Below are 21,162 nucleotides of genomic sequence, written 5' to 3'. Positions count from 1 at the left end.
GATGCAGAAAGAAAAACAACTTGTACCTAAATTAAGGTTTTCGGAGTTTGAAGGAGAATGGGAAAAAATTAAATTAGAAAAAATCTGTAAGTTTTTTTCTGGTGGTACACCAACAAGTTCTAATAAAAATTTTTATACTGGTAGTATACCTTTTATAGGTTCTGGTAATATTTTCGATTCTAAAGTTGATAAATATATCAATGAAGATGCTTTAAAAAGCTCTTCAGCCAAATTAGTAGAAGAAGGCGATATATTATATGCATTATACGGTGCTAATAGCGGTGATGTTTCAATTTCTAAGATTGCCGGAGCTATAAATCAAGCCATTCTTTGTATTAGAACAGAAGAAAATAAAAATTTCTTATATCAGAGGTTATCCTATAAAAAAACATCAATCGTAAATACCTATTTACAAGGAGGTCAAGGAAATTTATCAGCTAAAATTGTGAAAAAAATAAGTGTAAATTTTCCACCCCTTCCCGAACAACAAAAAATAGCCGATTTCCTTTCAGCGGTAGATAATCGTATTCAAAACTTAGAAAAGAAAAAAGAACTGCTAGAGCAATACAAAAAAGGCATTACCCAAAAAATCTTTAAACAAGAAATACGGTTCAAAGATGATGATGGTAAAGCGTTTCCGGAGTGGGAAGAAAAGAAGCTAGGATATTATTTTGTAGAAAGAAAAGAAAAGGGATTAGAAAACTATCCTCTATACAGTTTAACTATTGAGGATGGTGTTATTCCAAAAAGTAAAAGATACGAACGAGAGTTTTTAGTAGGTGATACAAAAGATGCTTATAAAGTTATGTATAAAAATGATTTTGCATTTAATCCAATGAATTTAAGATTTGGAGCTTTAAAGAGGTTTAAAGGAGATATTATGATAAACGTATCAAAGTATTATAATATTTTCTACTGTAATGAAAAGGGAAGCGCCAATTTCTTTGATTATTACTTAACTTCTTATAATATGATTCAGTATTATAATAAAATGGCTACTGGAACTCTGGAAGAGAAAAAAAGAGTGCATTACCATGAATTTATAAAATTCAAAAAACTTATTCCTTCACTAAAAGAACAAATCAAAATCGCTAATTTCTTATCAGCCATAGATAAAAATATAGAATTAGTCAATACAAAAATTGAACAGACAAAGGGGTATAAAAAAGGCTTGTTGCAACAGATGTTTGTTTAATAATAAATGTTAAAAAACGGTAATTTATGGTAAAATGGGGTAAAATATGGCAATTATATTGTACTTTTGCAGTAACAGTACACACCACGCTACCCGTTAGATCAGCGTACCAGGGTGTGTCTTTTGCTTTATATACCTTTCTGTTTTTGCTAAGTCTAATGCCTACTTCTTATGTTTAGCAAAAAAGCATTTACACTTACAGAGCAAGTTAAACAGCTTCAAGAGCGAGGTTTGTATATTCCAAATTCTAAACTCGCAGAACGCTATTTAGCAAATATAAGTTACTATCGTTTAGGGGAATATTGGTATGTAATGCAAGCAGATAAAGAAAATCATATCTTCAAACCTAACAGTAGGTTTAGTGATGTAATTGCACTTTATAATTTTGATGCAGAATTACGTTTACTTCTTTTTGATGTCATTGAAAAAATAGAAATCAGCTTACGTACTAAACTTATCTACCATTTATCGCACGAGGTTGATCCTTGGTGGTTTCAAAACTTTGAATTGTTTAATGATAGTAGAGCTTTAGTCAAGACATTAGCTAATCTGCAAGAAGAGGTGGAACGTTCTAAAGATATAACTTTAAAAAATCATTTTAAAAAACATAAAGACGATAAACGTTTTCCTCCTGCTTGGAAATCTTTAGAACATACCAGTTTTGGTGCTTTGTCAAAATTATATGGTAATCTAAAGCACACTTTAAAAGCTAAAGATATTATAGCAGAAGAGTTTGGAGCAGTAAACCATACGTATTTACCAAGTTGGTTACAATCAATTGCGGTAATAAGAAATTTTTGCGCACATCATTCTAGACTATGGAATAGAAATTTACCGGGTACGGTTAAACTGTTACCCAAACCACCAAACCCTTGGATTTTAGAAAAAGAAAATGTACCTAAGCAACACGAGTTTCAGCGCTTATACATCCATATGTGTTTAATGAGATATTTAGTAAATACTATTAAACCAGATAATGATTTTTCAATACGCCTAAATGAACTTTTTAATAAATACCCCAATGTGGACCCAGGAGCTTTGGGTATGAAACCACATTGGCAAGAAGAACCACTTTGGAAATAATATATGAGTACTCAATCAGAACAAGTATTAGAAAATAAGTTAGTAGAACAATTAAAAGGTTTAGGTTATACTAAAGTGGTAATTCCTAATGAAGAAGCTTTAGTTTTAAATCTAAAATCACAGTTAGAAAAGCATAATAATATTACATTTTCTAAAGATGAGTTTGCACGAGTTTTAAATATACTTAGTAAAGGTTCGGTATTCGAGAAAGCTAAAACCCTAAGAGAAAAACAACATATCATTAGAGATAACGGCGATAATCTCTATTTTGAGTTTCTTAATACAGAGCATTGGTGCCAAAATGAATACCAAGTTACACATCAAGTCACCATTGAAGGAAGTTATAAAAACAGATATGATGTAACTTTATTAGTAAACGGTTTGCCATTAGTCCAAATAGAATTAAAACGTAGAGGCTTAGAGATGAAAGAAGCCTTTAACCAAGTAAACCGTTACCAAAGGCATTCGTTTGGCAGTAATTCTGCTTTATATCAATATGTTCAAATCTTCATCATTAGTAATGGTGTAAATACAAAATACTACGCTAATAATAGACATCAATCATTTAAACAAACATTCTATTGGTCAGATAAAAATAATAAAAGGCTAACCAATATTCTTAATGGGTTTACAAGCGATTTTTTAGAGCCTTGCCATATCTCTAAAATGATTTGTAAATACATAGTACTAAATGAAACCCATAAAATACTAATGGTACTTAGACCTTATCAATTCTATGCAGTAGAAGCAATGATAGATAAAGTTAAAAATAGTACGCATAATGGCTATATATGGCACACTACTGGTTCTGGAAAAACTTTAACTTCCTTTAAAGCAAGCCAAATCATAATGCAAATGCCACAGGTTAAGAAAGTAGTATTTGTAGTAGATAGAAAAGATTTAGATTACCAAACTACTAAAGAATTTAATTCGTTTTCTAAAGGTAGTATTGATGGTACAGATAATACAAAAGCATTAGTAAAACAATTTGAAGATGATACAAAGTTAATTGTAACCACTATTCAAAAGTTAAACACGGCAATTAGCAAAAAACGCTATTTGCAAAAAATGCAAAACTTACAGGATGAACGTATGGTGTTCATTTTTGATGAGTGCCACCGTAGCCAATTTGGAGATACGCATAACAGAATAAAAAACTTCTTTCATAATCATCAAATGTTTGGTTTCACAGGTACACCAATATTTGCAGATAACGCAGCTAAAAATGAATTAGGTAAAAGAACTACAAAAGATTTATTCGGTAATTGTTTACATAAATATGTAATTACAGATGCTATTAAAGATGAAAATGTACTCAAATTTGCGGTAGAATATGTTGGTAAATTCAAACAAAAAAATAGTGCGACAGAAATAGATGTTGAGGTAGAAGATATAGACCGTAAAGAGTTAATGGAATCTACAGAGCGTATTAACAAAATTGTAGATTACATCATTGCTAACCATAATAGAAAAACACATAGCAGAGAATTTACAGGAATGTTATGTGTAAGTAGTACAGATGTTTTATTAAAATATTACGATTTATTCAAGCAGAAAAAAGAAGAAGGAAAGCATAATTTAAAGATAGCAACAATATTTAGTTATGTAGCAAATGAAGAGGATGCAGATGCTAATGGTTTTATTCCGGAAGAAGTTTCGGTAGTAGAAGAAAGTCCTGTCTTATATGGTTTACATCAACACAAAAGAGATAAGTTAGAAAGTTATATCGGCGATTATAACAAAATGTTTGGTTCTAATTTCTCAACAAAAGACAGTCAATCATTTTACAATTATTACAACGATATTTCTAAAAAGGTAAAAGAAAGAAAAATAGATATACTTATTGTAGTAAATATGTTTCTTACAGGGTTTGATAGTCCGGCATTAAATACGCTTTATGTAGATAAAAACTTACGCTATCACGGTTTAATACAAGCCTATTCAAGAACAAATAGAATTGTAAATGAACAAAAATCACAAGGAGAAATAGTTGTTTTTAGAAACCTTAAAAAAGCAACAGATGAGGCAATTACACTTTTTAGCAATAAAGAAGCTATTGAAGTGATTATTATGAAGCCTTATGAAGATTATATAAAGAAATTTAATGAAGCCTTTATTAATCTTTTAAAAGTAACTCCAACAGTTAAAAGTGTAGATGATTTAGTAAGTGAAGAAGATGAGTTAGAATTTATAAAAGCTTTCAGAGAAGTAATGCGTCTTAAAAATACGATGAATTCTTTTGCCGATTTTGATTGGGAAGATTTAGCGATGGATGCACAGCAATTTGAAGATTATAAAAGCAAATACTTAGATCTTCACGATAAAGTTAAAACAGACCATAGCAAAGAAAAAGTTTCTGTATTAGAAGATGTAGATTTTGAATTAGAGCTAATTCATAGAGATGAAATTAATGTAACCTATATTTTAAAACTTTTAGCAGATTTAAAAGAAACTAAAGAATCAGAGAAACAAAAGAAGAAAAAAGAAGTAGTAGATTTAATTGCTGGAGAAACTAATCTTAGAAGTAAGCGAGAATTAATAGAAAAGTTTATTGAAGAAAACCTACCATTAGTTAAAGACACAGAAGAAATTCCACAAGAATTTGAAAACTTCTGGTCAAAAGAGCAGCAAAAAGCTTTTAATAAATTAGTTGAAGAAGAAAATCTAGATAAAGAAAAAACGCAAAGACTAATCGAAGATTATCTTTTCGCAGAAAGAGAACCACTTAGAGACGAGCTATTAAACCTCTTAAATGGTGAAAAACCTTCTGTTTTACACCGAAAGGAAATAGGCGATCGCTTATTAAAAAAAATAATAGACTTCGTAGAAACTTTTATTAATGGAATGGATAATTAGTGTTTGTTAATGCTGTAAATATTTATAATTTTTATAGGTAAGTTGGTAAATAAAATGATAATATGGGTAAAAAAGCTACTACAGTAGAAATAATTAAAAGATTAAGATAGATAGATAATATTGCTTTAAAACCAACGAGTAACCATTAAATACTCTGAAATGCTACCTCAATTTGACGATAGTGAAATACTCGAATTTAGAAAAGATAACCTTTGGTTTTTTGTAAAAAAGAAAAATGGAATTTAAAAATAACGAATTTATAAAAGCTCTAAATCTAATAGAAAATACAAACCAGTCATTTTTTTTAACAGGTAAAGCAGGAACTGGTAAATCTTCTTTCTTAAAACATATTGTACAGTCTTGTAATAAAGAATTCTTGGTAGTGGCACCCACAGGTATTGCTGCAATAAATGCAAATGGAGTTACAATTAATTCATTATTTAATTTTCCCTTTAGGCCGCTCCTTCATGCTGATGAGGGTATAACCATTTATCCTCCAAATTCAACAAAACGTAATCTGTTAAATAAAATGGATACCCTTATTATTGATGAAATATCGATGGTACGAGCAGACGTTTTAGATGCTATCGATTATTCTTTACGTAAAAACACTAACAACCTCTCCCTTCCTTTCGGCGGTAAACAATTGGTAATGATTGGTGATTTATTTCAATTAGAGCCTGTAGTTGCAGGTAATCGAGATAAGGAAATTATAGCGGAACTATATGATTCTCCCTATTTTTTTAGTGCTCACGTATTTAAGAAAATCGAATTGCCAGTGGTAGAGCTATTCGAGCTATTCCGTCAAGAGGACGATTACTTTATAGACTTTTTGCAGAAAGTTAGAGATGCTTCCATAACGGCTGAAGAGGTAAATACTTTCAATCATAAAATCGAGAACAATAAACACCTTCTTGAAGAAGAGTTTGTGATAACACTTACTACTAGAAATAATACAGCTAATCACTTAAATAACATAAAATTAAATGAACTTAATCAACAAAGTTATTTTTATGAAGCTAATATTGATGGAACTTTTGAACAAAGTAAATTTCCAACAGATTTTAATCTAGAACTAAAAGTTGGTGCTCAAGTAGTATGTATAAAAAACGATCCGGAGAAGAGATGGTATAATGGCAGTATAGCTAAAATTCACAGTTTGAGCGCAAACGCAATAGAGATAGAACTGGAGGATAATAGGATAGAAAAAGTTACTCCAGTAAGTTGGGAAAATCAAACTTATACTTATAATCGAGAGAAAAAAAGAATAACACAAGATATTAAAGGAACGTTTAGACAATACCCTTTAAAACTTGCTTGGGCAATAACCATCCATAAAAGTCAAGGTTTAACCTTTGAAAAATTAATCATCGATTTCCATACTGGTACTTTTGCCAGCGGCCAAGCCTATGTAGCCTTAAGCCGTGTAAAAAGCTTAGCAGGTCTTTATTTAAAACAACCTTTGGCCCTTTGGGATGTATTGGTTAGTCAACATGTGTTAGATTTTGAGCATAATTCAGAAAATGTGGACATTTACTATAAGAAGCTTATTATTGAGATTGCAAGGGAAAATTTCCTATTGTTTTTTGATTTACTTTGGAAATGGTACCCTAATAGTAAGGAATTATTCCAAAAATATATTTTTTTAGAACCGACAAAGACTTATCAGTTAAAAGAAAACCCACCAACAAAAGAAATAAAGATTAATACTGAATATATTGAAAAAAATAAAGGTTATTTGAATTGGGGTGTAATTAGCAGTTATAAAGATGTTGTTTGGTCAACAACCTTTATAAAGCGTTATAAGAATTTTTTAGTATGGAGGTCAAGTCCTAAATCACAAATAGATAAAACCTTAAGCAACAATCCATATCTTCCTTGGAGCATAGAATTAATTAATGAATTTATTGATGAATGGGACTGGGTTGATCTAAGCTGTAATAAAGGCATCCCTTGGTCTTTAGAGATAATTCAAGAATTTGAAGATAAATGGGTTTGGGGGTTTTTAAGCTCGAATACATCTTTGCCTTGGTCTGAAGAATTAATTGATTTTTTTAAAACTAAATGGAAATGGCATAGTGGTTCGGCTAGTAATTTTGACAATAGATTTTATACTGGTTTAAGCTTTAATAAAGCTATACCTTGGTCAATTAATCTTATTGAAAAATTTAAAGAAAAACTTAACTGGAGTAATCTTAGCAGCAACCAATCTTTACCGTGGTCTGAGGTACTAATTGAGCATTTTTATGAAAGATGGAACTGGGAAGTTTTATCAAGTAATAGCGCTATAAACTGGTCGCTTGAAATGGTTTATAGATGGAAAAATAGTTTATCTCTTTACTATCTATCTCATAAAACGTACTTAAAACTACCTATTGACTTTATTAGAGATAATGCCGATAAATTCGATTGGGAAGGTGATGAATATGGATTTTCTGGAGGCTTAAGTGATAATCCCAATCTGCCTTGGTCAGAAAAATTTATAGAGGAATTTAAAGATAAGTTTAACTGGTACAGGTTAAGTACTAAGGATTTCTTACCTTGGAGTGAAAGTTTTATCAATAGATATGAGCAATATTTTTGCTGGGAAAACTTATCCTATAACTCGGCACTTCCTTGGTCTATAAGGTTGATAGACAAGTATGTAGATAAATGGGATTGGGGAGGGCTTAGTGGTAACCCTGCAATCAATTGGACAGAAGAAATACTTTCCAAATACGAACGTAATTTAATTTGGAAAAACAGCTTTGAAAACCTTAGTAATAACAAAGGTCTCAAATATAGCCTCCCTCTAATTTACAAATATGCTTCTAAATGGGAGGCTAGTGAAGAAATTTATCACTGCTTTTCACCATATTTGGATGATGCTTTAATTGAACAGATTATAAAAAAAATGTTAAAATGCGAGTAGCAGGAACATTAACAGTTAATGACTGGAAAGAGTTAACTTATATATTAAAACCCGAAAAGAACGAAAATTGGGGTAATGCCTTCCATTTTTTTGAAGAACGCATCCGTACAAGATATTTAGAGCCTATACAGGCAATTCTCGAAATAGAAAAATATAACGGGGAGGGTTTTGCAGCGATCAATCTACAATGCTCACTTATTGAAACGATTGAAAGCTTTATTAATGGTTGGGTGTATAATTCGTCAAACAATAAGTGGTATGATAAAAAAATAGAAAATGGCTATGCACAAATGGGGGGAAAAGATTGAAAAAGAATTCCAGTATTTTTATTTCGTTTTTTTCTAAGCGAAGCCCTTTTAAAGAGCAGAATATCTTTGGAGAGGAGTTCTTTAGATATGTTCGATGCGCGTTGCTTCACGAAACCCAAACTAAGAATAATTGGTTTATACGGAAAAATTCTTCAAAAATTCTATCTTATGAATGTAAAAATGGCGAAAAATAATCTACCGTGACCAGTTTCAAAGGGATTTAGAAGTTGTTATTAAGAATTATAAAAAGCTATAATAGAAGAGGCAGAATTTGATGAGAAGATTTCAACAAAAGATTTAAGAGCAAACTTTTGCGCAAAATTTAACCATTTATGTAAGCAATAAATTTATTATGAAAATCGCAATCCTCGGTTGGGGTTCTTTAATCTGGAATCCAAAATCACTTCAATACAATACCACTTTTGGTTGGCAAAAAGATGATCCTATGCTACCCTTGGAATTTTCGCGTATTTCACAAGATTCAAGACTAACCCTAGTTTTAGACCCTAATGCAATACTAGTTCAGTCGCTTTATGCCATCTCAACAAATACTACTATAGAGGAAGTAGTATTAAACCTCGCAGTTAGGGAAGGTTCTGCCAGAAGCGCAATTGGATATTATGATAAACACACAAATAAAACCAAACCAAACGATTTCAAGTATATTGCAAATATTAAAGAATGGTTGACCAATCATCCCGAAATTAATGTGGTAATTTGGATAAATCTCAAAGCAAATTGGGAAGAAACGGATAGGGTAAAATCTAAAACAAGAAGCAGGTTAGAGTATTTAAAATCATTGGATGGTTTAACTAAGACAATAACCGAAGAATACATACGAAAGACACCTATTCAAATCGCAACAAATTTTCGAAAAGAAATAGAAAAAAAACTTAAATGGTATCCTATTGAACTATGAAAAAGACAATACTTTTTATATTACTATTACTGTCAGCTACAATCTTAAAGAGTCAAAGTTTTACCAGTAAAGATTGGAAAGTAATGGATAACGAGCTTACAACGACCCTCACTTTTACCAAATCAGAAATCCAAAAGATTCAGGGTTTTTCCTTTAATTCTGTTTGGGATAATCAACTAAGTTATTCTTCAAACCTTGGTTATTATGGAGGTATTGCCGAACTTCATATTTTAAAAATGAATAACGAAATTCAAACTCTCTATAACTTTAAAGATAATATTGGTTTAGGGCAAATAGTTTTAACCTTTTATGATTATAATATGGATGGAGCAATTGATTTTACTGTTCCAATCGAATGTGGGCAATCTTGTTATTTTAAATACTATTTATTTAACCTCAAATCTCAAAAATTTGAACATCAAAAAGAATGGGATTATTTACGTATTCAAAGAATAAATAGAAAAAAGAAACTAATAATTACCCAACCAGATGGTTCATCTAAAACTGGAGAACAAATATTATATCAAATAAATCAAGATAAGCTGATCAAATTAAAGGTCATTAACTATTAACAGTATGTACACGAAAAAAACATTTACAATTCAACAAATAAAAAAAGCTTTAATTAATTGTTGTATTCACAATAATTCTGCTGCTTTTATACCTTACTTATTGTCAAATAATGTAGAAGTTAGTTCTCCAAATAAATCTCGTTTTTACAGCTGTTTTAAAAGTTTTCTTTACTGTGCACACAAAAATAAAGAAGGTAACTTAACCTTAAAAATAGAAAAATATAAGTGGGTAAATGATGAAAATATTGTTTACTACAATTTTTACGATGAGGTCCATACTTATGATCGTGTATCATTTGAAATCAAAGAAACTAATAATAAATTGCATATTGATACAATGCCGTTCTGATTTGAAAATTTCCCACCGTACAGCCATTTGCTTCCAGTAGGTTCTTTTCGTTTGCTCGTCCCTCACTTACTACAATCACCCACTTCCAGCAACGCACAGCAAGAGCAGTCCTTCATTTCTTTTCGTTGTACTACAATCCATTTCATCCTGCACTTGCTTTTCCCAACGCAAATTCGTGGCAGGTAATAAGGAGAGCTTTCGTCATTCTGTTTTGTTTCATACTACATAGCTGCAAGTGCATTTAGGTCTAATGAATACGTAGATTAATTAATAAATTTCTCCGAGCCTAAAATCTATTAATTCCTAATCTCTTGCACCTACCATTCATACGCTTTTTACGCCTTCCATCCTCAGGCTTCAAAAGCTATTCATTTGTATTATTTCACACACGACATTCCTACAGCACCCGTAGCTACTCTTGCACCCAAACCCATAAAGTTTTGCTACGCAAGTATGTTTTATTGGGTGCAACCGCTACTAATTGATGTGCGAGCCTGCGATAACAACGGGCGGTATAGTTTGTCACAGTAATTGGAACATCCATATTTGCATAAAGCTTATTTATTTTATTTCCGTTGGTCATAAAAAAAAATGCCTTATTGCAAACCGCACAAAAGAGCTGTTTTAAAATTAGTTATTGACTAAAATTCTGAATATTTTTAAAAAGGGTTCGTTATCAATAATATGTAAGACATTAATAAAACAGCCCTTTATTTTCCCTCCGAACCAATTACAGCGCCAAACACGTGTCTACAACATAGCACTGGCGGTATTACATACCAAAAGCCAGCACACCCGTTGTTAAACTCGCAGACGGCTCGCGCCTTTTAGATTACCTGCCGAAAAATTAATTTTAGATTATCTAATTAAACACAAAACAATGGAAGAAAGAAAAATTATAATTAACGAATTGACCGTAGAAGAGTTAACAGAAAAGATAGCTGAAAAGCTACTTCCCAAACTAACTAGCTATTTAGAAAACTCTAAAGCTGAAGAAGAAAGTTTTCTAACAAGAAATGAAACTGCAGAATACTTAAAGGTAAGTTTAACTACTTTGTGGAATTGGTCTAAATCAGGGAAATTAAAATCTTATGGTTTAGGTAGTAGAGTTTATTATAAACAAACAGAAATCGATGAAAAATTAGAAAAGAATAAGCTATAAAATATGGCAAATATAGGCAGCTTACTTAAAGCCAACCGCAATTTGCTATAAAGGTCAAGCCCTACGGGTTTTCGGAATAAATAGCAATTTTAAGCAATTGCTTTTTCCAAAAATCCTGCGGGCTATTTTTTCAGAAAAACCTTGACAGCAATCCAACGCTGCCAATAACAAAGGCATATTTTTTAGCTGAAAAAAAATAATTGAAGAGAATGTTCCAAGTTTTCTGCGGAAGTTTTTGACTAAGGCTGAAATAAGCTGCCAATCCCTTCAAAATTCTCTTTTAAGCTTTATTTATCCTGAAATTTACAATGTAAAATTAAAGTCTAAGCCGTTTTTTCTCCGTACCAAGTCCGAACAGGTTAAGTATTAATTTAAAATTGTATATAAAATGGGAAAGATTAGTCAAGGAATTTTAGGAGGGTTATCCGGTAAAGTGGGTAACGTAATTGGAGGTAACTGGAAAGGTATTGATTATTTAAGAATTAAGCCTTCTAGTGTAGCCAATCCAAGAACAGAAGGTCAGGTAAACCAAAGAAATAAATTTACGGTTACATTAGAGTTTTTACAGCCTAACCAACCATTCATAAAAAAAGGTTACAGAGCCTATGCGGTAAAGAAAACAGAATTTAATGCTGCTATGTCTTATGTATTGAATAATGCGGTTACGGGTATTGCACCAAACTTTGAAGTACAATATGCAGATGCTTTATTAAGTAGAGGGGGACTTTCAGGAGCTTTAAATCCTGATACAAATCTTGCCACACCAGAGCAAGTGACATTTATTTGGGATGATAACTCGAATGAAGGAAATGCTGCAACTACAGACAAAGTTATGGTTTTAGTTTATAATCCAGCTAAAAAAGAGTCAATGTACGTATTAGAAGGTGCAGAGAGAACCGTAGGCTCACAAATCGTTCAAATTCCTGCAACATATGCGGGAGATACTGTAGAGATGTTTATGGCTTTTATTTCAGCAGATGGAACAAAAGTATCAAATAGTGTATATTTAGGATCAGGTACGGCTGCTTAGAATATTTAGGTATACATTTTTCAAAAACCGTTGCTTTTAGTAACGGTTTTTTTGTTGCACCCTATGTTGCACCCTAATTGAAAAAAGCTAATATTAAATATTTGTAAAAAACCTTCGAAAGTCAAGTGTAATGAGGCTTAAAACAAAAAACCTCAACTAAAAGTTGAGGTTTTTATGGTGGTGCCTCCAGGAATCGAACCAGGGACACAAGGATTTTCAGTCCTTTGCTCTACCAACTGAGCTAAGGCACCATCGCGTTAGCGGTTGCAAATATATATTCTTTCTTACAATCTCACAACAAAAAAAGCAAAAAAAATGTTTTTATGTATATTTGAAAAACAAAATAGAAGAATGAATTTAATTGTAGATATAGGGAATACCTTAGTTAAGGTTGCTGTTTTTCAAAATGATAAGCTAATCGAAGTAGATTCTATGGAACAAAATCTATTTGAAAAAAAAATTAATTATTTTTTTAAAACTTACCCAAAAATTAGTCATTCTATACTATCAAGTGTGCAAGAACATCCGCTAACTTGGGAAAAAATTCTTCAGCAAAAAACCTGTTTTATCAAGCTTACTTCCGCAACTCCTGTTTTCTTTTCTAATCGATATTTAACACCAAATACTTTAGGGATAGATAGAATAGCGCTTGTGGCGAGTGCAGCATATAATTTCCCAAATAAAAATGTGTTAGTAATAGACGCTGGTACTTGTATAACGTATGATTTTTTAAACAAAACCAAAGAGTATTTAGGTGGAGCAATATCTCCAGGGATAAAAATGAGAGCAAAGGCAATGCATCAATATACGGGCAAATTACCTTTGGTGGAGCTTAATATGGATATTGAAAATAAAATTTTAGGAAAGAATACACAACAATGTATGCAAATTGGCGTATTAAAAGCAACATCGTTAGAAATAGACGGTTTTATTGAAGAGTATAAAGATGTTTATGAAGATTTAACAATTATTTTAACTGGTGGCGATAGTCAAGTTTTGTCTAAGAACGTAAAAAATAGCATATTTGCCTCCTCAAATTTTTTAATAGAGGGGTTAAATCAAATTCTAGAATTTAATAAATAGCTAGATATGTAGCCTAACTATTAGTTGCAATGCATTTGTGTTGTAGTGTGTTTCTGGGGTTTGGCACACGTTTTGGTATAGAGTATAATATGTGCGTACAAATTAAAAGTGCCTATAATAAGACTTTGGTAGTTTTTCTATAAGTTTGCCAGCAAGCCATTCAAATTAAAAATTAATTAATATTTATATAATAAATCAACTATGAAAACCAAATTGTTAGCTTTACTAGTTGCTGTTTTTTTTAGCTTCGGCTTAAATGCTCAAGAAGTAGACTGTAATACAACTTTAAATTTATTTTCTCAGAGTGCTAAAATTAAGGATTATAAATCTGCATTGCCAGAATATAAAGTTCTTATAGAAAATTGCCCTAAAATTAATTTAGCAGTTTATCAATATGGTAAGCGTATGTATACTCAATTAATACTTGATGCTAAAGATAATGAGGCTTTAAAAAAGCAATACGCTCAAGATTTAATTAAAAATTATGAGCTAAGATTAGAGAATTTCCCTGAAAAAACTCCAAAAGGAGGAGTGTATTCAGATATTGCTCAAACAATGTTTGATAACAAATTAGGAAGTAAAGAAGAGCAATACGCTGCTTTTGATAAAGCTTGGGAAATAGATAAAGAATCTTTTAATAACCCAAAAGCATTATATGCATACTTTAATGTATTAGTAGATTTACAAGAAGACGGTAAAAAAGATCTTCAAGACGTATTTACTAAATACGATGAGTTAATTCAGAAGATAGAAAGTCAAGAAGTAATTCGTGCAGAAGAGGCAGAAAAGTTAATTGAGAAGCAAGAAGCTGGAGAAGAATTAACTTCTAATGAAAAAAGAGTTTTAGGTAATTCTGAAATATACTTAACTAACTTTATGAAAATTAAAGGAGCCATTAATGGTATGTTAGGGGAGAAAGCAGATTGTGAAAACCTTGTTCCATTGTTCCAAAAAGATTTTGAAGAGAAGAAAACAGATACAGAATGGTTAAAAAGAGCTGCAAGAAGACTTTCTGCTAAAGAGTGTGACGATCCGTTATTTTTCCAATTGGTAGAAGCTTTACATACTGCAGAGCCATCAGCAAAAACAGCATTTTACTTAGGTCAGTTAGCAGATAAAGATGGTAACTCTTCTAAAGCTTTAGAATACTATAATCAATCTGCAGAGTTAGAAAGTGAGCCTTTAGCAAAAGCAAAAGTATATTACACTATTGCTAATAAATATAAAGCAAAAGGAAGTTTCTCTAATGCAAGAAGTTTTTACAGAAAAGCATTAAAGTTTCAGCCATCATTAGGGATTGCTTACTTAAAAATTGCAGCAATGTATGCAGGAAGTGCAAATAACTGTGGTGAAACATCTTTTGAAAAGAGAGCCGTTTATTGGTTAGCTGCAGAGTACGCAGATAGAGCAGGTAAAGTAGATCCGTCATTAAAATCTAATGCAAACCAAACAGCAGCTTCTTATAGAGGTACTGCTCCGCAAAAACAAGATATATTTACATCAGATTACAAACCAGGAGACTCTATATCATTTAGTTGTTGGATTGGTGAGAGCGTAAGAGTTCCTGCTAATTAGTAAATACTTTATGAGTGTAACATATCATCATATTTTAAAAAGCATTGTCGCTATTTTATTAGTGACAATGCTTTTTTCATGTCAAAACGGACTATCAGAGGCAAGAAAGTTTGATGGAGATCATCCTACGCCACAAACAGTAGGAGAAAATGTAAATCTTTTTTACACAGATAGCGGTAAAGTAAAGGCTAATTTAAGAAGCCCTAAAATGCTAGATTTTACAAACCAACAGTTTGCTTATAGAGAGTTTCCTAATGGGGTAGAAGTAGATTTTTTTAACGAAAAACAAGAAAAAACTACGATAGTGGCAGATTATGGTATTGTGTATAGCCAAACAGATTTAATTGATTTGCGCGGAAATGTAAAAATAGTTACTAGTGATACTACTGTTTTAAACGCAGAGCAATTATATTGGGACCAAGCAAGAAGTTGGCTTTTTTCTGATAAGAAATACAATATAAAGATGAATAATGGAGCATTAAATGATGGAGAAGGTTTTGATGCTAACGAAAATTTTGATAAATTCATTTCACGCTCAAATGTGGGAGTGCAATACCTAGACGAATCTAAAAAATAATGAAGTTTTTTAAATATTTTGAATACGCTTATTTAGTATTTGCAGTACTGTTTTTGTTTGAAGCCTACCGCGTATGGGGAGAGTCTTCAGATAGATCTTATTTATGCCTATTTTTAGGCGCAGTAGCTGTATTTATGTTTTTCTTTAAACGCAGGTTTAGAAAAAAAATAGAAGATCGCAATAACGGCTAATGCATACAGAAATAATAATTATTATAAGCTCTCTAATATTATCTGCATTTTTTTCAGGTATGGAGATTGCTTACGTTTCTTCTAATAAAATTCATATAGAAATAGAAAAGAAGCAAGATGGTTTTCTAGCTAAAATATTAGATAGATTAACCAAAAAGCCTTCTAAGTTTATTGCCACAATGTTAGTGGGTAATAATATAGCTTTGGTTATCTATGGTTTTTATATGGGAGATTTACTGGTAAATTGGCTCTCTCAAATGGGGCCTTTTGACACAGCTTTTTTTAATTATTGGATTACTGATGGTTTAATAATTACACAAACATTAATTTCTACGATTGTAATATTATTTACCGCAGAATTTCTTCCGAAGGTGTTTTTTCAAATTTATGCAAACTCTATGCTTAAGCTTTTTGCATTGCCTGCGTATTTTTTCTACATCTTTTTCACATTTATTTCTTCTTTTGTTATTTGGATTTCAGACTTAGTTTTAAAATTATTCTTTAAAACCGATGGAGATGAAGTGCAATTGGCTTTTAGCAAGGTAGAGTTAGGTAATTATATTACAGAGCAAATGGAAACGGCAGAAGATGATGATGAGGTAGACTCTGAGATACAAATTTTTAAAAATGCTTTAGAGTTTTCAGAAGTTAAAACTCGTGAAGTAATGATACCTAGAAATGAAATTATTTCGGTAGATATATCAGAATCACCAAAAAATTTAACCAAGATTTTCACAGAAACCGGGCTCTCAAAAATCTTAGTATATAGAGAAACTAACGATGATATTATAGGTTATATACATAGTTTTGAGCTTTTTAAAAACCCAAAAGATCTTCAATCTGTTTTAATGTCGGTATTGTATATTCCTGAAACAATGCTGGTAAAAGATGTTTTAAACGTTTTAATAAAAAAAAGAAAAAGTATAGCCGTGGTAATTGATGAGTATGGGGGTACTAGCGGTATGTTAACAGTAGAAGATATTGTAGAAGAGCTGTTTGGTGAAATTGAAGATGAGCATGACTCTGTAGTTCTTATAGAAGAGCAATTCTCAGAAAATAAATATAAGTTTTCTGCCAGAATGGAGGTAGATTATATTAATGAAACCTACAAATTAAACTTACCAGAAGAAGAGAATTATGAAACCTTAGGAGGCTGGATTGTTAATCATACAGAAGAAATTCCAGAGCAAGGCGGTACTGTTTATATAGAACAATTTAGAATCACAATTGTAGAAGTTTCTAACACCAAAATAGAGTTGGTAGAGTTAGAGATATTGCAAGAAGATTAAAACATTTACTTTTTAAGTAATATATATTTTATAATATACATAAATATCTTATTTTCGCCCACTATTGAGTTAAAAATCACATAAAATGGCAGTATTAAATAAAATTAGACAGCGTTCTTTTTTCTTAATTATAATAATAGCTCTAGCCTTATTCTCATTTGTTTTGGCAGATTTGTTTAAAAGCGGAGGTTTTACGGGGGCAAAAAATCAAAATACAATTGCTACCATTAACGGAGAAGATGTAGATAGAGAAACTTTTGCTAGAAAAGTAGAAAACTTTCAACGTAACCGTAGAAATGTTACTAGTACACAAGCTGTAAATGAAGTATGGGATTTAACCTTGCAAGAATCTTTATTAGAAGAGCAAATTGAAAAAACAGGAATTAAAGTTGGAGATGAGCAGTTTAACAACATGCTTAAACAAGTTTATGCAGGTAACCCAAACTTTACTAACGAGGCAGGTTTATTTGATGTAGCTGTTTTAGAAGAGTACGTAGCTAATTTAAAAGTAACTTCACCACAAGCTTATGAGCAGTGGAAGTTAATGGAAAAGCAAATTGAGCTTCAAGCAAAAAATCAAATTTATTATAATATGATTAGAGCTGGAGTTGGAGCAACATTAGTAGAAGGTGAGCAAGCATATTTAATGCAAAACGAAAGCGTAGACTTAAAATTTGTATTAGTACCTTATACTTCTGTAGATAACGTAGAAGTTTCTAAAGAAGAAATTAAAGAATACGTTAATAAACACAAATCTCGTTTTGAGCAAGAAGCAAATACAGCTATCAAATATGTTTATTTTGAAGAAAAACCTTCATTAGAAGACGATAATGCAGCTAAAGAAGAGATTACCGAGATAATAGCACAGTTTAATGAGGCAGAAAATAACGAGTCGTTTGTAGCTCAAAATTCAGATATGCCTTATGACGGTACATTTAAGTTTAAATCTGCATTGCCATCTACTAACGCAGATCAAATTTTTAACTTAAATGAAGGAGAAAACTTTGGTCCGTATAAAGAAAATGATTTCTGGAAGTATACTAAGGTTACAGGAGTTAAGCAAATTGCAGATTCTGTTAAACTAAGAAGAATTTTAGTTTCTTACCAAGGTTCTGCAATAGACCAAGGAAATTACACTAAAACAAAAGAGCAAGCAAAAGCATTAGCAGATAGTCTATTAATTGCAGTAAATGCAGATACAGCTAAGTTTGATGAACTTGCTCCAGAATTTTCAGATGATGTAAGCTCTAAAGACAAAGGAGGAGATTTAGGGTGGAATCGTTACACTAACGCTCGTTTAACACCAGAAGTAAAAGATTTTGCTTACAATAATGAAAAAGGTGATGTAGAGTTAATTGAAAATCAAATAGGGTTTCATATTGTAATGATTGAAGAGGCTAACAATTTTCAAAAAGCTGTTCAGTTAGCTACTATTGCAAAAGAAATTGTTGCTTCAGAAACTACCTCTAGTAACTTATATACAGAGACTACAAGTTTTGAAATGAAATCTAAAGATGCAGATTTTGATGCTATTGCCAAAGAAGGAAACTACGATGTAAAAACAGTAAATAACATCAAGGCAATGCAAGAAAATATTAATTCTGCATTAGGTAACCAAAGATCTATTGTACAATGGACGTTTAATGAGGATACTAAAGTAGGTGCTACAAAAAGATTTGATTTAAATTCTGGTTATGTGGTAGTAAAGTTAGTATCTAGAAAAGGTAAAGGTGTACAATCTGCAGAAGATGCATCACCAGTAGTTACACCAATATTAAGAGCAGAGAAACAAGCAGAAATTATAAAGAAGAAAATTGCTGGAAAAAGTATGGCAGATGTAGCTTCTAGTGAAAACGTTTCTATTCAATCTGCAAGTGCGGTAAGTTTAAGTAACCCTACATTACCAGGAGCTACTAGTGAGCCAGAAGTTGTAGGTGCAGCTTTTAGCTTAGAGCCAGGAAAAGTTACAGATCCTATTGCTGGAAAAAAAGGAGTTTATTTAGTAGAGTTAGTTAAGAAAAACGAAGTTACTCCACTTAACTCTTATAGAACTTTTGCAGAAAGAGAAAGCAAATCTAGATCAGCTAATGCATTAAATAGAGTAAATGAAGCATTAAAAAGCTCTGCAGAAATAGAAGATAATAGAGCAGATTTCTACTAGAAATTGGCATAAAATTTTTAAATTTTTATATAAAAAGGGTCGCATTTTGCGGCCTTTTTTTTGCTAAACTCGGTGAAATACCTATTTAATAGACGATATACATTGATATTGTTAATTATTATATTTTTAGCTTCAATTTTTTCCCCTTTATTTTTTTTCCAAATAGATTTGTATCGTAAAAACCTTGAAAGTACTGGTTTGTGAAAGCTAGAAATTCAAACATTGTTTTTTACTTTTTTAAATATTTAAGTGATTATTGTTATGAAAAAAAATTATTTAAAAATGAGTTTAGTATTCACAATACTATTGTTTTCTTGCTCATTTTCTGCATTTGCTCAGCTTCCAGGTTTTGGAGATGATGTAGATGATGAAACTCCAGCGGCACCTATTGATGCATTAGTTTGTTTAGGTTTTTTAGCCGGAGGTGTATATGGGGTGAAAAAAATTAAGAAGTAGTTATGAAGAAAAATTACTTTTTTTTATCTAGTTTGTTTTTTTTTCTATTAAGTTATAACTCAATAGCACAATGTTTACCTACTAGTAGTAGTACGTATAGTCAAAATGATTTTGGGAATAATGAATGGATAGCTCATACATATGATTATTCATCTAGTACTAATGATTATAACTCCTCAACATTTGATACCATCTCTAATTACCAGGGGTATTATATAGATGCAGGTTACGGTACAAGTGGTATTAGCTTTGATTCTTCAGACAGTTTTAATACTTCGTCTAACCCAAGTACAGCTTTAACTTATCAAGGGTGTCCAATGTCAGGTAATGATACATATAATGTAGTCTACAAAAGAAAAGGTTTTCCTGTTGCTACAGACTATCAAATTAGTATAGAGGGGGCTTCAGGTGAAAATGGAAATGATGATGCAGCTAAACTTTATATTGACGGGACATTAGTCTGGAGTAATACAGGATGTTGTTCAGTTAGTGCTAATGTTTGGTCTGGTTCTTTAGATGGAGATTCTGAAATAATATTTATTTGGTCTGAACGTGCAGGCCAATCTTATGGTAGAATGCTTTTTGAGAATATTCCTGCTGGCCCAACTACACCTCCAGAAGATACTTCTTTTGGTAATTTTGAATGGAAGGTAGGGGTTTATGATGGCGCTAATTTTGACACTTATTACGGTTCTTATAATCATAAAGGGGTTTCTTTTAATACGGAAGACCTTTGGGCTGATAGCGATAATCCTACTGATGCTAGTGGTCCTACTTCTTTAACTGATGGCTATGTTGGTACTACAGGAATTTCAGATGACAGACACTCTTATGTTTACAGAAGAGAAGGTTTTGATTGTGGTTATTATAATTTAGATATTTTAAGACATGATGATGCTATTGAGGTGATTGTAGATGGGGTAACGGTATATCAAAAAACTACTTGGGATAACCGTGTGGCAACTCTAGATGTTTGGGATGGTTATTTAGATGCCAATAGCCAAATAGAAATTAGAATGCGGGAGACTCAAGGTGGTGATTCTATTTTAACTATAGATTTAACTGCTACTTATGGTCAAGCTAATGATCCAAATGAATACATTTGGATTGGTGGTGCAGATACAGATCCTACCAATGCGGCTAACTGGTGTGATGCTGTACCTCCTAATGATGGTACTGCTAGTATTTCAGTTTCTGGAGATGCAGATTTTTTTCCTGTATATTCTTCTTCAGCAGAAGTAGATAATTTCATTATTGAAAGTGGAGCTCAAATTACTTTTAATAGTGGATTTGATTTAGATGTAAATGGAGATTTTGATAATCACGGTACTATCTTAATTACAGATGGAGAACTTCAATTTACAGGAACTACAGCGCAAACTTTAACGGGAGAAGGTTTTGATGTAGATTATTTAGAAGTAAACAACCCTGCTGGAGTAACATTA

18 protein-coding genes and 1 tRNA gene are annotated in these 21,162 nt (G+C 31.6%); 18 read left to right on the top strand and 1 reads right to left on the bottom strand.

Annotation, left to right across the window (positions count from 1 at the left end):
- Position 1: 1 nt before the first annotated feature.
- The 10 genes from BUC03_RS04740 (at position 2) to BUC03_RS04695 (ending at position 12,385) form a co-directional block, all read left to right on the top strand.
- A complete protein-coding gene (locus BUC03_RS04740; RefSeq protein ID WP_073148801.1) occupies positions 2-1,195 on the top strand; it encodes a restriction endonuclease subunit S in 1,194 nt (397 codons plus the stop codon).
- A 171-nt stretch (positions 1,196-1,366) separates the two neighbouring features.
- On the top strand, positions 1,367-2,278 hold the full coding sequence (locus BUC03_RS04735; RefSeq protein WP_073148799.1) for an Abi family protein: 912 nt from the start codon (positions 1,367-1,369) through the stop codon (positions 2,276-2,278).
- Between the two features lie 3 nt (positions 2,279-2,281).
- Positions 2,282-5,134, top strand: coding sequence for a type I restriction endonuclease subunit R (locus BUC03_RS04730; RefSeq protein ID WP_073148797.1), 2,853 nt, complete (start codon positions 2,282-2,284; stop codon positions 5,132-5,134).
- Between the two features lie 235 nt (positions 5,135-5,369).
- On the top strand, positions 5,370-8,045 hold the full coding sequence (locus tag BUC03_RS04725) for an ATP-dependent DNA helicase (protein WP_073148795.1): 2,676 nt from the start codon (positions 5,370-5,372) through the stop codon (positions 8,043-8,045).
- Complete coding sequence (locus BUC03_RS15285; protein ID WP_073148793.1) at positions 8,036-8,353, top strand: hypothetical protein; 318 nt, start codon at positions 8,036-8,038, stop codon at positions 8,351-8,353. Before BUC03_RS04725 ends, BUC03_RS15285 begins: the two co-directional genes overlap by 10 nt.
- A gap of 352 nt (positions 8,354-8,705) precedes the next feature.
- Positions 8,706-9,272: a hypothetical protein gene (locus tag BUC03_RS04715; protein ID WP_073148791.1), complete on the top strand. Its 567-nt coding sequence runs from the start codon at positions 8,706-8,708 to the stop codon at positions 9,270-9,272.
- Entirely contained in the window at positions 9,269-9,844 is a 576-nt protein-coding gene (locus tag BUC03_RS04710) for an XAC2610-related protein (protein ID WP_073148788.1), read from the top strand. Before BUC03_RS04715 ends, BUC03_RS04710 begins: the two co-directional genes overlap by 4 nt.
- Before the next feature lie 4 nt (positions 9,845-9,848).
- The gene (locus BUC03_RS04705) at positions 9,849-10,193 is read left to right on the top strand and encodes a hypothetical protein (RefSeq protein ID WP_073148786.1); all 345 of its coding nucleotides are present in this window, start codon (positions 9,849-9,851) and stop codon (positions 10,191-10,193) included.
- 880 nt (positions 10,194-11,073) lie between these two features.
- Positions 11,074-11,355, top strand: coding sequence for a helix-turn-helix domain-containing protein (locus tag BUC03_RS04700; RefSeq protein WP_073148784.1), 282 nt, complete (start codon positions 11,074-11,076; stop codon positions 11,353-11,355).
- A gap of 388 nt (positions 11,356-11,743) precedes the next feature.
- Positions 11,744-12,385 carry a DUF6266 family protein gene (locus BUC03_RS04695; protein WP_073148782.1) on the top strand — a complete coding sequence of 214 codons (642 nt, stop codon included), beginning with the start codon at positions 11,744-11,746 and terminating at the stop codon, positions 12,383-12,385.
- A gap of 175 nt (positions 12,386-12,560) precedes the next feature.
- On the opposite strand, the gene BUC03_RS04690 is transcribed toward BUC03_RS04695, so the two are convergent.
- Positions 12,561-12,636: transfer RNA gene (locus tag BUC03_RS04690), tRNA-Phe, on the bottom strand.
- Positions 12,637-12,700: 64 nt separating this feature from the next.
- Here BUC03_RS04690 and BUC03_RS04685 point away from each other — a divergent pair.
- The 8 genes from BUC03_RS04685 to BUC03_RS04650 all read left to right on the top strand — a co-directional run.
- Positions 12,701-13,468: a type III pantothenate kinase gene (locus BUC03_RS04685; protein WP_234971600.1), complete on the top strand. Its 768-nt coding sequence runs from the start codon at positions 12,701-12,703 to the stop codon at positions 13,466-13,468.
- A gap of 201 nt (positions 13,469-13,669) precedes the next feature.
- Entirely contained in the window at positions 13,670-15,043 is a 1,374-nt protein-coding gene (locus BUC03_RS04680; RefSeq protein WP_073148778.1) for a hypothetical protein, read from the top strand.
- Between the two features lie 10 nt (positions 15,044-15,053).
- Positions 15,054-15,620: an LPS export ABC transporter periplasmic protein LptC gene (gene lptC, locus BUC03_RS04675; protein ID WP_073148776.1), complete on the top strand. Its 567-nt coding sequence runs from the start codon at positions 15,054-15,056 to the stop codon at positions 15,618-15,620.
- Complete coding sequence (locus tag BUC03_RS04670) at positions 15,620-15,811, top strand: hypothetical protein (RefSeq protein WP_073148774.1); 192 nt, start codon at positions 15,620-15,622, stop codon at positions 15,809-15,811. Before lptC ends, BUC03_RS04670 begins: the two co-directional genes overlap by 1 nt.
- Entirely contained in the window at positions 15,811-17,100 is a 1,290-nt protein-coding gene (locus tag BUC03_RS04665) for a hemolysin family protein (RefSeq protein WP_073148772.1), read from the top strand. Before BUC03_RS04670 ends, BUC03_RS04665 begins: the two co-directional genes overlap by 1 nt.
- An 85-nt stretch (positions 17,101-17,185) precedes the next feature.
- On the top strand, positions 17,186-19,261 hold the full coding sequence (locus BUC03_RS04660; protein ID WP_073148770.1) for a peptidylprolyl isomerase: 2,076 nt from the start codon (positions 17,186-17,188) through the stop codon (positions 19,259-19,261).
- Between the two features lie 282 nt (positions 19,262-19,543).
- Positions 19,544-19,717: a hypothetical protein gene (locus BUC03_RS15160; protein WP_159432695.1), complete on the top strand. Its 174-nt coding sequence runs from the start codon at positions 19,544-19,546 to the stop codon at positions 19,715-19,717.
- 2 nt (positions 19,718-19,719) lie between these two features.
- The coding region (locus BUC03_RS04650; RefSeq protein WP_143159137.1) for a hypothetical protein at positions 19,720-21,162 on the top strand (1,443 nt) is incomplete at its 3' end.

The sequence above is a fragment of the Mesonia phycicola genome, from assembly GCF_900141885.1.
GTDB lineage: Bacteria > Bacteroidota > Bacteroidia > Flavobacteriales > Flavobacteriaceae > Mesonia > Mesonia phycicola.
Note: the sequence above shows the minus strand (reverse complement) of the source record. Positions and strands in the feature narration are given on the sequence as shown.

Excerpts from the sequence above, each read along its gene's own strand:
- BUC03_RS04740 (WP_073148801.1), top strand. The coding sequence starts at position 2 with ATGCAGAAAGAAAAACAACTTGTACCTAAATTAAGGTTTTCGGAGTTT.
- BUC03_RS04735 (WP_073148799.1), top strand. The coding sequence starts at position 1,367 with ATGTTTAGCAAAAAAGCATTTACACTTACAGAGCAAGTTAAACAGCTT.
- BUC03_RS04730 (WP_073148797.1), top strand. The coding sequence starts at position 2,282 with ATGAGTACTCAATCAGAACAAGTATTAGAAAATAAGTTAGTAGAACAA.
- BUC03_RS04725 (WP_073148795.1), top strand. The coding sequence starts at position 5,370 with ATGGAATTTAAAAATAACGAATTTATAAAAGCTCTAAATCTAATAGAA.
- BUC03_RS15285 (WP_073148793.1), top strand. The coding sequence starts at position 8,036 with ATGCGAGTAGCAGGAACATTAACAGTTAATGACTGGAAAGAGTTAACT.
- BUC03_RS04715 (WP_073148791.1), top strand. The coding sequence starts at position 8,706 with ATGAAAATCGCAATCCTCGGTTGGGGTTCTTTAATCTGGAATCCAAAA.
- BUC03_RS04710 (WP_073148788.1), top strand. The coding sequence starts at position 9,269 with ATGAAAAAGACAATACTTTTTATATTACTATTACTGTCAGCTACAATC.
- BUC03_RS04705 (WP_073148786.1), top strand. The coding sequence starts at position 9,849 with ATGTACACGAAAAAAACATTTACAATTCAACAAATAAAAAAAGCTTTA.
- BUC03_RS04700 (WP_073148784.1), top strand. The coding sequence starts at position 11,074 with ATGGAAGAAAGAAAAATTATAATTAACGAATTGACCGTAGAAGAGTTA.
- BUC03_RS04695 (WP_073148782.1), top strand. The coding sequence starts at position 11,744 with ATGGGAAAGATTAGTCAAGGAATTTTAGGAGGGTTATCCGGTAAAGTG.
- BUC03_RS04685 (WP_234971600.1), top strand. The coding sequence starts at position 12,701 with ATGTTTTTATGTATATTTGAAAAACAAAATAGAAGAATGAATTTAATT.
- BUC03_RS04680 (WP_073148778.1), top strand. The coding sequence starts at position 13,670 with ATGAAAACCAAATTGTTAGCTTTACTAGTTGCTGTTTTTTTTAGCTTC.
- lptC (WP_073148776.1), top strand. The coding sequence starts at position 15,054 with ATGAGTGTAACATATCATCATATTTTAAAAAGCATTGTCGCTATTTTA.
- BUC03_RS04670 (WP_073148774.1), top strand. The coding sequence starts at position 15,620 with ATGAAGTTTTTTAAATATTTTGAATACGCTTATTTAGTATTTGCAGTA.
- BUC03_RS04665 (WP_073148772.1), top strand. The coding sequence starts at position 15,811 with ATGCATACAGAAATAATAATTATTATAAGCTCTCTAATATTATCTGCA.
- BUC03_RS04660 (WP_073148770.1), top strand. The coding sequence starts at position 17,186 with ATGGCAGTATTAAATAAAATTAGACAGCGTTCTTTTTTCTTAATTATA.
- BUC03_RS15160 (WP_159432695.1), top strand. The coding sequence starts at position 19,544 with ATGAGTTTAGTATTCACAATACTATTGTTTTCTTGCTCATTTTCTGCA.